At 32.7% G+C, this 16175-nt stretch carries 14 protein-coding genes and 1 tRNA gene; 3 read left to right on the forward strand and 12 right to left on the reverse strand.

Annotation, left to right across the window (positions count from 1 at the left end; translation table 11 throughout):
* Positions 1 to 29: 29 nt before the first annotated feature.
* Entirely contained in the window at positions 30 to 2258 is a 2229-nt protein-coding gene (locus tag QGM60_RS02320) for a S9 family peptidase (protein WP_281138618.1), read from the reverse strand.
* Positions 2259 to 2406: 148 nt separating this feature from the next.
* Here QGM60_RS02320 and QGM60_RS02325 point away from each other — a divergent pair, with 148 nt between their 5' ends.
* A complete protein-coding gene (locus tag QGM60_RS02325; RefSeq protein WP_281138619.1) occupies positions 2407 to 3708 on the forward strand; it encodes a hydroxymethylglutaryl-CoA reductase, degradative in 1302 nt (433 codons plus the stop codon).
* A 2-nt stretch (positions 3709 to 3710) separates the two neighbouring features.
* Positions 3711 to 4622, forward strand: a complete 912-nt coding sequence (locus tag QGM60_RS02330; protein ID WP_281138620.1) for a GYDIA family GHMP kinase — start codon at positions 3711 to 3713, stop codon at positions 4620 to 4622.
* Between the two features lie 79 nt (positions 4623 to 4701).
* Here the strand turns inward: QGM60_RS02330 and QGM60_RS02335 are convergent, their stop codons facing one another.
* The 7 genes from QGM60_RS02335 to QGM60_RS02365 form a co-directional block, all read right to left on the reverse strand.
* Complete coding sequence (locus QGM60_RS02335; protein ID WP_281138621.1) at positions 4702 to 6849, reverse strand: SurA N-terminal domain-containing protein; 2148 nt, start codon at positions 6847 to 6849, stop codon at positions 4702 to 4704.
* Positions 6850 to 6945: 96 nt separating this feature from the next.
* Positions 6946 to 8235, reverse strand: a complete 1290-nt coding sequence (locus QGM60_RS02340; RefSeq protein WP_281138622.1) for a hemolysin family protein — start codon at positions 8233 to 8235, stop codon at positions 6946 to 6948.
* Between the two features lie 3 nt (positions 8236 to 8238).
* A complete protein-coding gene (locus QGM60_RS02345) occupies positions 8239 to 8439 on the reverse strand; it encodes a hypothetical protein (RefSeq protein ID WP_281138623.1) in 201 nt (66 codons plus the stop codon).
* 32 nt (positions 8440 to 8471) lie between these two features.
* Entirely contained in the window at positions 8472 to 9038 is a 567-nt protein-coding gene (gene lptC / locus QGM60_RS02350) for an LPS export ABC transporter periplasmic protein LptC (protein ID WP_281138624.1), read from the reverse strand.
* Positions 9038 to 10429, reverse strand: a complete 1392-nt coding sequence (locus QGM60_RS02355) for a hypothetical protein (protein WP_281138625.1) — start codon at positions 10427 to 10429, stop codon at positions 9038 to 9040. The genes lptC and QGM60_RS02355 overlap by 1 nt, the downstream gene beginning before the upstream one ends.
* Positions 10430 to 10455: 26 nt before the next feature.
* The gene (locus QGM60_RS02360; RefSeq protein ID WP_281138626.1) at positions 10456 to 11775 is read right to left on the reverse strand and encodes a hypothetical protein; all 1320 of its coding nucleotides are present in this window, start codon (positions 11773 to 11775) and stop codon (positions 10456 to 10458) included.
* On the reverse strand, positions 11775 to 12503 hold the full coding sequence (locus QGM60_RS02365) for a type III pantothenate kinase (RefSeq protein ID WP_281138627.1): 729 nt from the start codon (positions 12501 to 12503) through the stop codon (positions 11775 to 11777). The genes QGM60_RS02360 and QGM60_RS02365 overlap by 1 nt, the downstream gene beginning before the upstream one ends.
* Positions 12504 to 12605: 102 nt before the next feature.
* Between QGM60_RS02365 and QGM60_RS02370 the strand changes: the two genes are divergently transcribed.
* Positions 12606 to 12678, forward strand: a tRNA-Phe gene (locus QGM60_RS02370).
* A gap of 69 nt (positions 12679 to 12747) precedes the next feature.
* Here the strand turns inward: QGM60_RS02370 and QGM60_RS02375 are convergent.
* From QGM60_RS02375 to QGM60_RS02390, 4 genes are read right to left on the reverse strand one after another with little or no spacing between them, the layout of a single operon-like run.
* A complete protein-coding gene (locus QGM60_RS02375) occupies positions 12748 to 13197 on the reverse strand; it encodes a heavy-metal-associated domain-containing protein (protein ID WP_281138628.1) in 450 nt (149 codons plus the stop codon).
* A 31-nt stretch (positions 13198 to 13228) separates the two neighbouring features.
* Positions 13229 to 14959, reverse strand: coding sequence for an efflux RND transporter periplasmic adaptor subunit (locus QGM60_RS02380; protein ID WP_281138629.1), 1731 nt, complete (start codon positions 14957 to 14959; stop codon positions 13229 to 13231).
* Entirely contained in the window at positions 14949 to 15431 is a 483-nt protein-coding gene (locus QGM60_RS02385) for a DUF305 domain-containing protein (RefSeq protein ID WP_281138630.1), read from the reverse strand. Before QGM60_RS02385 ends, QGM60_RS02380 begins: the two co-directional genes overlap by 11 nt.
* An 11-nt stretch (positions 15432 to 15442) precedes the next feature.
* A complete protein-coding gene (locus QGM60_RS02390) occupies positions 15443 to 16174 on the reverse strand; it encodes a MauE/DoxX family redox-associated membrane protein (protein WP_281138631.1) in 732 nt (243 codons plus the stop codon).
* Position 16175 lies beyond the last annotated feature (1 nt).

Consider the following 16175-nt stretch of genomic DNA (forward strand, 5'->3'; position numbering starts at 1 on the left):
TAGTTAGTTACTGTGTTATTTATTAGCTATTAGCCTTTGATATTAGATCTTTGATTTTCTTCTTTAGCATTGTCTAACTTATCACCTAAGGTTTTATTGATGAAGTTGGTCATCTTTTTATATAAATGCAAACGGGTGTTACCACCATAAATACTATGATTTTTATCTGGATAAATCATCCATTCAAATTGCTTATCTGCTTGAATTAATGCTTCAACCATTCTCATCGTATTTTGCAAGTGCACGTTGTCATCACCAGAACCGTGAATTAACAGAAAATCACCTTTTAGTTTATCAACATGATTTATTGGCGAGTTTTCATCATAACCACTTGGGTTTTCTTGTGGTGTTGTCATGTAACGTTCGGTGTAGATTGTATCGTAAAATCTCCAGCTTGTTACAGGTGCGACTGCGATTGCCATTTTAAAGACATCATTACCTTTAAACAGCGCATTACTACTCATAAATCCACCATAGCTCCAACCCCAAATACCAATTCTTGAAGCGTCAATGTATGGTCTTTCTCCTAATTGCTTTGCTGCAGCTATTTGGTCTTCAACCTCATATTTACCTAATTCATTTTGAGTAACTTTTTTAAAGTCCGCGCCTTTAAAACCTGTACCTCTACCATCTACACAAGCCACAATATAACCTTGCTGTGCTAACATTTGATACCAATAATCATTTGCTCCATTCCATCTGTTAGCGACTTGCTGAGATCCTGGTCCTGAATATTGATACATAAACAATGGGTATTGCTTTTTCGGATCAAAATCAGACGGTTTTATCATCCACATATTTAAATCATTACCATTGACATTTATGGTACTAAATTCTTTTTTTGAAGTCACATAGTCTCCAACTTTTTGAGATAACTTATCATTATCCTTAATACTTTTAACCAACTCTCCAGATTTAGCATCATTCAAAGTATATTCTGGTGGAGTTGTTGCGCTAGAATGTGTATTTATAAAATACGTAAAATCTGCACTGAAAGACGCACTATTGGTACCTTCAGCTTTAGTTAGTCTTTCCTTATTTTTACCGTTTAGCTTTATTGAATACACATCTCTGTTGATGGAACCATTTTCCGTAGACTGAAAGTAAATGGTATTGACCTTCTCATTAAAACCATAATAATCGGTTACTTCCCAATTACCTTTGGTGACTTGGTTTATCAACTTTCCATTTTTATCATAATGATAAATATGATTAAAACCATCCTTTTCGCTCGTCCAAATAAAGCTATTGTCTTTTAAAAATGTGAGATTGAAAGTTACATCGATGTAAGCTTTATCTTTTTCTGCCAAAACTAAATTTGCAGTATTGCTTTTTACATTTATAAACCAAAGATCCAATTCATTTTGGTGACGATTCATATATTGAGCACTAAGCACATCAGCATCTTTTGTCCACTTTATTCTTGGAATATAAAAATCAGCATAAGACTTGTTCACTTTAATTTCGGATAGTTTTTCCGAATCTAAATCGTACAAGTGTAAAGACACCTTAGAGTTAGCTTCACCAGCTTTAGGGTATTTAAAAACCTGTTGTGTTTGGTACAAATCCGAACCGTACACATCCATTGAAAATTCAGGCACTTCGGATTCATCAAAACGAATAAAGGCTATTTTATTTCCATCTGCATTCCAATCAAAAGCTCTTACAAAACTAAACTCTTCTTCATAAACCCAATCCGTAATTCCATTGATTATTTTATTCTTTTCACCATCAAAAGTGATTTGCTTTACATCACCAGATTTTAAATCTTTTATGTATAAATTATTTTCAAAACCATAAGCAATTTTACTAGCATCTGGTGAGAACGTCGGCTCTTGTACTAAATCATTAGATACTTTAGTGACTTTTTCATTTTCAATATCATAGATATAATATTCTCCTAAAGTAGAGCGTCTAAAAACCGGAATGGAATTAGTCGTTAAAAGTACTTTAGACTCATCTTCACTAAAGCTATAATCAAAAAAACCTCGGACTTCAGCTAAATCTGCTGAGGATACCAAGGTCTTTACCTTTTTCAAAGTTTTATAATCGTAAATATCTATTGTTGAAGTTCTGGTTTGCCTATCAAAATTTAAAACCGAATATTGCTTACCATTATTCATAGAATGCAGCGCTTGCATTCCTTCTGTTCTAAACTCACCACTCCAAATATCTTCTAGTGTAATCTGTTTTTCTTGACTGTAAATTAGGGAGGTAGCAATAAAGCCAATTACGGCTGCAAAAAGTTTAAATTTCATATTTTATTTTTTCGATAAGGCAATGCCAAGTTTACTAAAAATTATGGAAAAAACCGTCATTATTAACAGTAAATCCGCAATATTGATAGTTTGCGCACACATTTTATGCCAATGATAAGTATCTTTGTATTTTAAAACTAAATTTAACATGCCGAAACCAATTTCTGGCTTTTCTAAGCTTTCAAAATCTGAAAAGATCGATTGGCTTTTAGACACCTATTTTACAGACAAAAATCAATCTAAAACTCTTGTTGAACAATACTGGAATAGCGACAAAAAACTGCAAAAGCTACACGACGAGTTTATTGAAAATACCATAACCAATTTTTATTTACCGCTTGGAGTAGCTCCAAATTTTAAAATCAACGAAAAGTTGTACACCATACCAATGGCTATTGAAGAAAGTTCAGTGGTAGCCGCAGCAAGTAAGGCTGCTAAGTTTTGGTTAGAACGTGGTGGTTTTAAGGCTGAAGTTATATCCACCGAAAAAATTGGCCAAGTTCATTTTACCTATGATGGCAGTTTTGAAAAATTAGAAACATTCTTCAAAACTGTTAAGCCTAAATTGATTTCTGATGCTTCTGCAATTACAAAAAATATGGAGCGTCGTGGTGGTGGAATTCTAGATATTGAACTGATAAATAAAACTGAAGATTTAGAAAATTACTATCAGTTACACGCTACTTTTGAAACTCTAGATGCTATGGGAGCGAATTTCATTAATTCGTGTTTAGAGCAGTTTGCAACAACATTTAAAGATGAAGCTGAAAAAATTCTTGAAGGCAATATAGAAATAGTAATGAGTATTTTATCTAATTACGTTCCTAACTGCTTAGTAAAGGCTGAAGTTTCTTGTAAAATTGAAGACTTAAAAAGTAAGGATATTAACAATCCACAATTATTTGCTCAAAAATTTAAGCAAGCAGTTAACATAGCTGAAGTTGAGCCTTTCAGAGCAGTTACACATAACAAAGGCATTATGAATGGCATTGATGCTGTTGTACTTGCTACTGGTAATGATTTTAGAGCGGTTGAGGCTGGTGTTCATGCTTATGCTTCAAAAAGTGGTCAATACTCTAGCTTAACACACTGTAAAATTGATGATGACACTTTTAGATTCTGGATTGAAGTTCCATTAGCATTAGGAACCGTTGGCGGATTGACTAGTTTACATCCATTGGTGAAATTTGCTTTAGATCTGCTTGAAAAACCAAATGCGAAAGAACTGATGCAAATTGTAGCTGTTGCTGGTTTGGCGCAAAACTTTGCTGCTGTAAAGTCATTAACTACAACCGGAATTCAAGAAGGACACATGAAAATGCACTTGATGAATATCCTTAATCAATTTGAGGCTTCAAATGAAGAAAAGGAAAAAGTCGTTGAGCATTTTAAAACCAATATTGTAACGCATAGTGCTGTGGTTGATACTCTAAAAAAACTAAGACAGTAATCTTGAAAACCTTTAGAAGCAACGGTAAATTATTACTAACATCAGAATATTTAGTTTTAGATGGAGCTAAAGCCTTGGCGATTCCTACAAAATATGGTCAGAGTTTAGTGGTTAATTCTAGTGATGATGATACTATCGGCTGGAAAAGTTTTGATGAAGATGAAAAGTTTTGGTATGAAGGTGTTTTTACTTTTGGAAATGGTAAGATTCTGAAACAAGTTCAGGATGACAATCCTATTACAAATAGACTTGAAAGTATTCTAACTACTGCTCTTAAATTAAATCCTGAATTCTTGTCAAAGTCTAAAGGGTATAAAGTTTCTACACACTTAGACTTCAATAGAAAATGGGGATTAGGCACATCATCTACACTTATTAATAATTTAGCAAAATGGGCTAATGTAAATCCTTATAAGCTCTTAGAAAAGACCTTTGGCGGAAGTGGTTATGATATAGCTTGTGCTCAAAATGATAAGCCAATAACTTATCAAATAACTGATGGATCACCAATTGTAAAAGAGGTTAATTTTAACCCATCATTTAAAGAGCAACTGTTCTTTGTTTATCTTAATAAAAAGCAAAACAGCAGAGACGGTATTGCTAATTACAAAAAGAATGCTGTTATCAATAGTTCTATAATTAATGAAGTAAACAGCATAACAGAAACCATGATTTCATGTATGTCCTTACCCGATTTTGAAGACTTAATCAATGCTCATGAAACCATTATTTCTAATATTATTCAGCTAGACCCAGTCAAATCAAAATTCTTTAGTGATTACGAAGGTTCTATAAAAAGTCTTGGAGCTTGGGGAGGGGATTTTATATTAGTTACTTCGGAAAATAATCCTTCAGATTACTTTAAGTCTAAAGGTCTTGATACTATTATTCCTTATTCTGAAATAATAAAATAGAACTATAAAAACGTATCAATAAAAAAGGGCTTTACATTTCGTAAAGCCCTTTTTTATTTTATTAAAATTGATTAGAAGACTAATAAACTGTCTTAGCTCTGTTATCTTCTATATCAGCAGCTTTTTCTAAAGCTTGATATACTTTTGTTTGAACTGTATTTCTACGCTCAGAGTTTAATCTATTCATTACTGGAGCATAGTTTTCTAATTCAGTTGCTTCGTTTACTTTAGTTACCTCAACAACATAAACACCTTTTTCTCCATCAATTGGTTTAGAAGTTGCACCTTCTTTTAAACCAAATGCTGCACCAACAACTTTTGGCTCAACACCTGCACCAGAAAGTGTCGTATTCTTAATAGTTACAGCCGCTGCTGTTCTTGGTGATTGACCATTATTCTTAGCTATATCATCTACAGAAGTTGTTGTAATTTTTTCACGAATCATTTTAGCTTTCTTCTCTTTTCTAATTTCTGGAAGTGCCGTGATTGAAGCATCTTCAACACTCATTAAGCCTTCCTCATTTTTCTCTACAAGTTTTGCAACGATAAATCCGAAACCTGATATTGAGAAGTTTTTATAATCTCCTTCATCTGTATCTTCATCAAAAGCCCAACGCACTACTTCTCTTTGACTTCCCAAACCTGGAATAGTTTCATCCAATTCATTAAATGTAATTGGCTTCACTGTTAAGTCACGTTCTTTAGCTAACTCACTAAAATCACCATCTTTTGCTGCAATTTCAAACTTTGACATTTTGTTGAACACTTCATCAAGAGTTTCTTGAGATGGTTCAATTTTATCAGCTAAAGTTGCTACTTTGATAGCTTTATTAAAACTATTTTGTTCTAAAATTTCAATAACGTGGTAACCAAAAGATGTACCAACTACTTCTACATCACCAACTTCATTTTCAAATGAGAATGCTTTGAACTCTGGTGCCATACCTGCGTTGTAATCAAACTCTATTTCACCATCTTTTTCATTACTAACCTTATCAGAAGATAATTCTAATAAGTCCATGAATTTAGTTCCTCCTTTAATTGCAGTTAAAATACTATCAGCAGTTTTTTCTGCTTCCGCTGGAGTTTTAGTTACTGTAGCATCAGCTCTAGTTCCACCAACATAAGGAATTAGGATATGACGAACTTTTACAGAATCTGGCATTTGCTTTGCCGCAACAACCTTAGATAATTTAAAGAATTCCCCATCTTTATAAGGTCCGTAATAATCACCAACGTTAAGTTTTAGTAATGTATCTTTTGCAACAGCTGGCAACTGATTAGCTCTTAAGTAAGCATCGTTGTATTTAATATCAGAGTATGTATTTATAAACTCTTCAACATCTGAAGTCGTATCAAAACCAGAAATTGTATCTGTGTTTTTACTACTTTCATTGTACTCTGGTCTATCAGATTTTAATGCTAACAAGTCTGCTTTAATTTTATCCTCATCAGCTTTAGAAGCTTCTTCCTTAAACTCTACATAAACTACTTCTCTATTAGCGTCAACTTCAAATTTATCTTTATGGCTTTCCATATAAGATTTGATTTCGCTTTTAGAAACAGGCACCAAGCTATCTGCTATTGTAGTGTAAGGTATTTGTACATATTTTACATCTACAGTTTTAGCATCACCAAGATATTCATCTTTAGCTTCTGCAATCGTCGCACTTACGCCAGCTTTAATCATATTGTAATATGATTGCTGAATTGCACTTGCTGCAATATTTTGCTCGTTATTTGTCCAGCTATCATAAGTCACCATGAAGTTACTTAATGGAGCAGCTTCACCATTTAAATCTTTAAGGTTAGCTATAAAAGCGTTTAAACGGTTAACATCAAAGTTTCCATTTTGATCTTGAAATTCTGGGTAAGAAGAAAAGCTAGTTTTTAATAAATCACGCATCTCATCTTTTTCAACTGAAAGACCTAAAGCTTCTGTTTCAGAATTTAAAATAATTCTACGAAGCTCTTGGTTATAAATAGTATTCATAGCTTGTGTAGAAGTGACTCTACCACCAACTCTATCTTGGTAACCTTTTACTTTTTGTTGAAACTCTAATCTTCCAATATCTGTTCCATTAACCGTTGCAACAACATCTTGCGAACCTCCCGTCAATGCATCTGAATTTTTAAACAAATCGCCAATAACGAAAGAGAATAACGCTAAAGCTATCACTAATATCAATATAAGCGAACGTTGTCTAATTTTATTTAAAACTGCCATAGTCTTGTTTTATTTAGTGTAAATAAGTGTGCGAAAATAGTATTTTCTAGTAAATTATAAAAGGAGAAGTTCAGTTTTTACAATCTCTTAAAATCCTTAGTCTATTTCAAGAATTTTGAGCACTACCACATCAATTTTTGTTGAGGAAACTTCTTGTATGGTAAACTTAAAATTATCGATAAGTACATCGTCGTTTTCTTGCGGAATTTCTTCCGTTGCATTAACAATTAGTCCTCCCAGAGTTTCGTAATTTTCTCCTTCTGGCAAGTCTAATTTATAGGTTTCGTTGATATAATCAACCTCTAAACGTGCCGAGAATCTATAGGTGTTTTCACTAAGTTGCTCTTCTATTAATTCTACAGTGTCATGTTCATCTTCAATTTCACCAAAGAGTTCTTCTATAATATCCTCGACGGTCATAATTCCTGAAGTTCCACCATATTCATCAATAACGACAGCCATACTTCGTCGTTTTTTTGTTAGAATATTCAAAACATCCTTAATAAGAATAGTTTCGGGAACAAAACCAACCGGAATTATTATTGATTTTATACTTTTTGGTTTCTTGAATAATTCAAAAGCATGAACATAACCTAAAATATCATCTATAGTATCTTTATAAACTACAATTTTGGTTTTACCTGTATCTATAAAAAGTTGTCTTAAGTTATCAATGCTTTCTGAAATATCTACAGCTGTAATTTCGGTACGAGGCACCATAACTTCTCGAGCTTTAACTTCTGAAAACTCTAAGGCGTTTTGAAAAATTTGAATTTCGCTATCAACATCTTCATGGTCTTCAACAGACTCCATTTGTTCCGTGATATAATTTCCCAATTCTACCTTTGTCATCGCTAAAACTACATCTTCACCTTCAGCCCTAAAAACATATTTTAAAATGATATCTGATATCCAGATTACAAAATCGGATATAAACCAAAACAGCATGTAAAATAAATACGTCGGAAATGCTAACAACTTCATTAAAGTGTTAGCATATATCTGAAAAAATACTTTTGGTAGAAATTCTGCCGTTATTAAAATTACCAAAGTAGATATTATGGTTTGGGTTAATAACTGAAAGTCTATAAATAAGTAAGACAACAATGCATTATCGATTGGCAGCATTGATTGAAACCACCTTACTAACACATCACCCATAATTAAACCATATATTACTAATGCTATATTATTCCCAATAAGCATCGTAGCAATATATTTTGAAGGTTTTGCTGTAAGTCTAGCTAAAATCTTTCCTAAAAAATCTCCTTGTTTTTTTTCTAGTTCTAAGTGAATTTTGTTTGAAGACACATAAGCAATCTCCATACCCGAAAAAAAGGCCGAAAGGATAAGTGTAGTTACAATAATGATTATATCTACAGTCATAGATTAATCCTTATTATTCTTATTTCGTTCTTCAATTTTTTTTCTGAAGCGTTTTCTAAAGAAATACATAAACACCGACAGTGCTGCTAAAAAGAGTGAAGTATATGTTCTATTTCTATCTTCTGACCAATTTTGAATGGCGTCCCAAAGAAATATTACAGCAAAAATTAAATAAGCGTATTGAAAAAACTTTAATAGTTTCATTAAAATAAAATTGAATTACAATACAAATGTAATCAATTATCAAGTTCAAAGTCACCACCCATTTCTAACATTTCAATATTCTTGAAACTTTTATCAGAATCGAAACCATTACCTTTCGTATAACCTACGGTTTGCTTATAGTAAAAAGGCTCATTTGTAAAAACCCATTCAAGCTTTTCATTGTAGTAAAGTTGATCGGTAAAAAGTGTATCTTTACTATGTGTTGCGATAATAACATCTCCTCTTAAATCTATAATACCTGTCTCCTCATAGTAAACAGCGTATTTAGAAGTAATGTCTGTTCGTTTGCTATTATCATCATAAACTTTTAGCAAAATACCATCAGGAAATTCTTGGAAAGCGAAACCTCTATTTGAGTAATCTAGCATTTTTGGACTAAGAAGGTTTGCTACTAATCTTACAGTGTCGTTTTCGTATTCGGTATATTTTAAATCTATATTTTCGGCTTCACCAATGGGCTGATTTTGCAACACACCAACTTGTTGCACTTTATCAAAATCGTTTTCACATGAAAAAAACAAAGTCACAGCAATTGCTGTGACTAAGTTTTTTATGATATGTAAATTTTGTTTTATCATTAAATATTAGGAACTGTAATAGTTCTTCCAATCCAACATCCAATTTTTAAAGACTGACCAGCATTACCTTCAGTAAAGATATCTGCTTTAGATGGTGCACTACCTCTGTAACTTGCCGCTGTTTTTGTAGCTGTAGATTTTAAACGTCCATCTACTCTACCTGCTTTCTCAGCTTCATCTGCAGCTAACCAAAATACTGCTCTCTTGTTAAAGTTAGTATCCCCACAGCTATTTGCGCTCTTTGCATACATAGCAGCTATTCTTAAGTGAGGTACACCACTAGATGGATTTAATTTTAAAGCCTCCATATATTGTTGTCTAGCCTTAGCAAAACTACCTCTTTTGTAACTTTTCTCAGCAACTCTCATTACTAACTTCCATTTTTGTAGTGGATCTGTTTCTAGTTCTAAAGCCTGATTATAATATTTTTCTGCTTCTGCCATTTTACCTTGCTTTTCTTTCAAAACACCAAGATAATAAGCTGTTTTAGCATCTGGTTCAAGAGAATTCTTCTGTTCAACTAGTTTTTCAAAAAGCGGATCATCAGTACACTCCTTTTCTCCCATTTTATTCATTGCACGTTGTAACCACTCTGCGTCATTTTTCTTTTCTTCAAAGTATTTTTCGTACAAAGGCACTAATACATCACAATTAGCTCTACCACCAAGCTTACTATCCATACTAGACTTTACTTTTTCGAAAGCCTCTAAGTTCGCTTCATAATTATCCTTATATTTTTGTTCTTTACTAGAGAGTGCAGTACCTGCCTCTTCCTTTTCAACTAACTTATTTAATTTTTGAATATAGTTTTCCTCTACATTTTCAATAAGCTCCATTACATCATCATACTTGTCGAACAATTTTTGAGCATCATCTGGGGTTTTCGCTCCTGCATCGTAGATATCTACAGCTATGGAAAAATAAGTATAAAGTCCTATCGTACTATCAAAGTTCTTAGGATCTTTTTTATAAGCTTCATCAAACATATCATAAACTTGTTGATCTGTTTTATTCAGCTCGTTTTTATACTTATAAGCTAATTGCGCTTTCTTAACTAACATCTCACCCAAAGAATACTTAGATGAAAAGTATTCATGACTTTGGTCAAATAATAACATTAAATCTTTTATAAATGCTACTTGCTCTGCACCAGTAGAATTTTCGATTTTATGCTCTAAAATATTATCACCATAAGCATAAATAGCTCTATTGAACTTAGGGCATTTTTCTCTTACCGTTTTCCAAGGTCCATAAGCATCATCATACTTTTTACTTTTGTAATAACTATCAAAAATTGATAAGTTATTCATACACTCTTCGTCTTGCTGAGCAAAACCTATATTGAAACTCACAAAAAGTGCAATTAGCATTGTTGTAATTCTCGTCTTCATCTTGTTTTTAATTATATTATATTACGTTAGTTATACTTCTTTTGTCTAAACCATCTGGCGTTTAAAGATAAACTTACATTGAGGTTTATAAAATTCTCTTGTATTAAATTTTCGTTAGTTGTTCCTCTTCGCCCAAATTCTACACCTAAATTAGCATTTGAAAATAAACTTCGATTCCCAACTGGTAAACCTAAACCAAAAGACATGCCAAACTCTCTGATGGACTCATCTTTCACAACTAAGCCTGTGTTTGAAAAGTTTAATCCAGCTCTGTAAACTACTCGTTTAAAATAACCTGAAAACGCATTATAATCAGGAATATAAAAACCACCAAGTGCTATTTGAGAGGCATTTTCAAAGCTTGAAATTTGATTAGAAAATATTGGGTTAGAAAAATCAGCCGTATTTTGTAGAGTATATTCTGCACCAACAAACCAAGACCTTGGAGCTCCAATACCTCCCCCAAAACTTAATCGAGAAGGAATGGTTAAATCAGTATTTTTTAAATTTTGAGACTCTAAATCAACTTCAATTGTATTTCCCAGACCAACAACCTCGTAATCAGTATTTAATACAACTGTAGAGATATTTCGCTGGTTTTCAGAAGACAATTTACTTTCAGGCGCATAAGCTAAAGTCGCAGAAAGTTCTAGTTTATCCGATATCATAGTTCTGTAAGCCAACCCAAAATTCAGGTTTAAACCACTTAAATCTGACCTATTATACTCTCTTGTTTGGTACTGAACTAACTCACCCTCTGGCGTATACTCAACAGCTATTGCGGTATTTTGGATATTTCCAAAGTTGTAATTAAAATCTACACCAACGCTCAACTTATCTGAAATTTTGTACCCTAAGCCAGCAAAAACTCTATTAACACCACCTTCACCAAAATAACGGTTTTCTAAATCTTGACTATCATTGATATCATCTAATTTATAACCTACAGAAGTATATGGTAAAAGTCCAAAACCAAAACCAAATTTTCCTACTGGCACAGATAATGCCAAATAATCGAAAGTTGAACTACTCGCTTCTGATTCTCCTGAATTACTTTTAAGTGTAGAATTATTCGAAGTAGCAGCAACTGTAAACTTTACTGGTCTACTTTCTCCATCGAAATAAGGACCGTTTAAATTATCACCTACGTAAGAGGCAGGGTTTCGAAGATTAACATGAATACTGTCTAAGTAAACACCTATACCACCCATACTACGGTTTTCTACAGTACCTTTGAATTTAAGGCTTCCTATTCCATAAAAAGAGTATGGAGATGCAGTGCCTTGTTGTGCATAAGCACCATAACTTATTATTGTAATGCAAATTACAACGAGTCGTTTAATCATTATTTTGAATTATAATCTAGAATAAAATTCAAACCTTCAAGTAAAAAATTTGAATGCGCAAATATGCTATTTTTTAATTGGTTTGACAAAAAATTGGCATCACCACCTGTTAAAATAACTGTTAAATCTGGGTATTTCTCACGATATTGATCAATAACACCATCAATTTCTTTAATAATTCCCATAATTACACCAGAATGTATTGAAGATTCTGTTGAATCACCAGTAATTGTTTTTGGCATAGCTGTTTCTAATAACGGAAGATTGGCGGTTAAATTATTTAAGCTTTTATATCTAAGCCTAATGCCTGGGGAAATGGCTCCACCTAAATAATGATTTTTATCGGTTATAAAATCGTATGTAACACAGGTTCCTGCATCTATTATTAAAACATTATTATCAGGAAATTTATTTACTGAAGCACCTACTAACGCTATTCTATCAACTCCCAAAGTATTAGGTGTTGCGTAATCATTTTTGAATGGTAAAATAGTTTCTGAACTTAACTCAACTACTTTTATATCTTTTTTAATGACTTGAATTTGCTTTTCGGACAATTTTCCAACAGAAGATATAATAGCTTGATTAAGGTTCGGAAACTCTTTTTTTAGCTTTTTGTACTGATTTTTGAACTCTGAAAGTTCAAAATTAGCTTTGTGAATTAATTTTTCGTTATTAAAAACTGCAAACTTCACAAATGTATTTCCCACATCTACAATAAGATTCATAAGCTTTTTATAAGTCACAAATTTATAAAATCAAATTTTACAAAATTATTTTTGGGAATAATAAAAAGGAGTATATATTTGCATCCGCTTAATTAAGCAACTGGTGCCTTAGCTCAGTTGGTAGAGCAAAGGACTGAAAATCCTTGTGTCCCTGGTTCGATTCCTGGAGGCACCACCTTTAAACCCTGTAAATATTTCATTTACAGGGTTTTATTTTTTTTAGGTGACAAAAAAGTTGATTATTTTAATGACCATGATTAGAATGATCTTCACTTTTAACATCTCCTGATTGATTCATTGCCATGTCATGATCGTATTGGCAACATCCTGGTAGGTTTTTGTAAGCTTCTTCATCTCCTGCTACTTTTTCTGTATCGTATCCTGATGCTGCAATTGCATTATGAATTGCCATTTCATCTGTTTTAGAGCTATCAAAAGACACATCTATTTTCTTTTTGTCTGTATCCCAATTTGCAGTTGCTACACCTTCTACTCCATTTGCGGCTTTCTCGATAGTGTCTTTACACATACCACAGTTTCCTCTTACGCCAAAGGATAAATCTGTCATTGCAATGTCTTTTGATACTTCTGACACTTCTGTTGAAACAGTTTCTTCTGTTTTTTTGGCTTCTTCTTTACAACTTGTTAAACCCATAGCTACGATTACAGCTATACTTAAAATTACTTTCTTCATCGTTTTAAAATTTAATTATTGTTTATATTATTTATTCTATTGTTTGTTTTACTTCACCACATTTAAGCATAGCATCGCCAAAATAAGGATTTAAGATTTGCTCTTCTTTACTCAACCAATATGCGCCATTATTGTTATCTGCCATAGGACAAAACTCCACATATACTTTTTCATTGACACCAAATAATTGAACTACCTTTATTAGATGAGTAGATAATTGTTTGAAATAATCTCTTTGAGTTTTAATTTCAGAGGATTTAGAAATTGAATTAGCAGATGACTGAATATGACCTTCTAAAGTCATCCATTGTTTGTGCGCCTCGCCTGTTAATAATTCCATATTTATCTTGCGAAAGCTTGATATTAATTTTTTGGCATCACTAGTTGCTTGTTCTGAATTATCTTCCACCAAAGCATCTTTTAAATTTATGTAGTTGTCATACACTTGTTTTAATTGCTGTTGAAATGCTTTTGGTGATTCTAATCGAATGATTTTTAAATAGTCCTCATTTACAGTCATTTCTTTAGCAACTGGCTGATTCATCATACTTTTTTTGCCTTGTAATTGTGCTGCTGCATCTACTGTAAATGTTCCGTTGGTGACAATTTCGTTTCCTGAGGATAATCCGTCCAACACTTCGTAATTATCGCCTATTTTATTACCTAAAGTGACTTCTTTGAGTTCAAAAACAGGCTCGTTAGGATTTGATTTGATATAGACTACAGAACGTTCGCCAGTCCAAAGTACTGCAGAAGACGGAACGGTTATCACTTCATTTGAATTGATTTTATCGCTTTCAATTTCTGCAGACACAAACATTCCTGGTTTGAAAATGGCTTCTTTATTGTTTAAAACCACGCGTAAATCTACAGTACGTGTTTTGGTATTTAAAACTGGATCTATAAAATCTACCGTTCCTTTAAATGTTTTATTAGGATATGCATTAGTAATTACCTTAACCTCTTGACCTTTTTTGAATTGTTCAATCTGATTTTCATATACATCAAAATTTGCCCAAACCGTATTTAAGTTTGCAATTTTAAGCAATGGTTGTCCTTGTTTGATATAATCTCCTTGTTCTACAAGCTTTTCAGTAACTGTACCAGAAACGGTAGCATATACCGGAAAGTTTTCAATCACTTTTCCTGATGCCTCAATTTGATTTATTTGGTTTTCAGAAAGTTTCCAAAGCTTTAATTTATTTCGTACCGCTTTGTATAAAGCAGGTTGAGATTCTTTCAAGGAAGATGCTGTGATTAATTCTTGTTGTGCAGCGTATAATTCTGGTGAATAAATAGTAGCCAACAGTTGTCCTTTACGCACTTCTTCTCCTGTAAAACTGATATTTAAACGCTCAATTCTACCTGAAAAATAACTGACTTGCACAGCGTTTGCTTCTTCGTTTTCAGCAATTTTACCAGATAGTTTTATAATGCCATTTTCAATTGAACCATTACCAACTACCGTAGTCTGTATATTTGCCAATGCCATAGCATTTGGTGTCAATTTGAATTGGTCTGCTGTTAAACCATCTGCGCCAGCTTCAGCAGGAATTAAATCCATACCACAGATTGGGCAATCACCTGGTTCTGGCTGCATAATTTGTGGATGCATTGAGCACGTCCACATTTGATTGGTTTGCGAAGCCTCATCATGATTATGATTTGCTTCTTCATTGGAACTACCACCAAACAACAACCAACCAACCAATACTCCAGACAAAAGCAATCCTACATAAATGATTATTTTATTATTTTTCATTTTCTAATCGTTTTATCATGGCTTTCATTTCTTCAATTTCTTTCTTTTGAGCTGTAATAATATCTTCTGCCAATTGTTTTACTTCTGGATCTTTAATATCTGCTCTTTCACTAGTTAAAATAGCAATCGAATGGTGTGGTATCATGGCTTTCATCCATAAAATATCGCCAATAATTGGTTTTTGCATTCTTACTAAAGATAAAGCACTAACAAACAATACTAAGCTTCCTATTAAAATTGCTATATTTTTCTTTTTGTCTTGATACATTTTTCGCATAAAAAACCACATGACTACAGCCATAGTTGAAATTCCTAAACAGGTCATATAAAAACGTGTGAGGCTAAAATATACGTGGTCTATCGCATAGGTGTTTAAATACATTGTGATGTACATTGTAATAAATGAACAGCCTAACATTATAAAAAATGTTTTGTAGTTTCCCTTTTTTGAATGTGTATTTGAATTTTCCATAGTTTTAATTTTTAAATAGTTAACATTAATATTGCCATAATAATCATAATGGCATTTTCGATAAATGTAGCTTCTGTCATTGGTAATTTAAGCGCTGTACCTAAACAGGCACAACGTATTGATTTTTTATCCAACAAGGTTTTTGTAACACCAATAGTTGTAATGCCTAAAATGACAAGGGTAATGATTAAAGCAATTTCGACTTCAAAACGCATTAAAAACATTAATCCTAAAGCAGTTTCTATAAATGGATAAATCCAACCATAAGCAGGTACACGTTTTGCTAAAGGATCGTACATGCTAAAAGATTCTGGAAAACCTTTTAAATCTAACATTTTGAAGAAGCTAAACACAATGTAAAATAAGCCCATAAAGTCTAGCATAAATGCCGACCAAGCCCAATCTTTATAATGTAATAAAGTACTAGCTGAAGCAATGTAAAATATAATAAGCAACAACGGTTTTAACTGTTGCAACTTACTTTTATTCTCTTCCATTGGCATGCTACTCATATCAGATGAAGCAAAGACATTTTTCTCTTGCTTTTCTGTAATCGTATATTTATCTGATAAAGCATTTTGTAGTTTTTCTGTTGAAATATGAGATGACATTGTTATTTCTGCTTCACCTTTTTCTAAGTTTACTTTTACCTCATTTACAGCATCTAAAGCGTTTAAACTTTTTTCTACTGAAGCCTTGCAACCGTTGCAAGTCATGCCTGTTATATTATATGTATGTGTCATT

It is taken from the genome of Winogradskyella sp. SYSU M77433, assembly GCF_029911945.1.
Taxonomy (GTDB): Bacteria; Bacteroidota; Bacteroidia; order Flavobacteriales; family Flavobacteriaceae; genus Winogradskyella.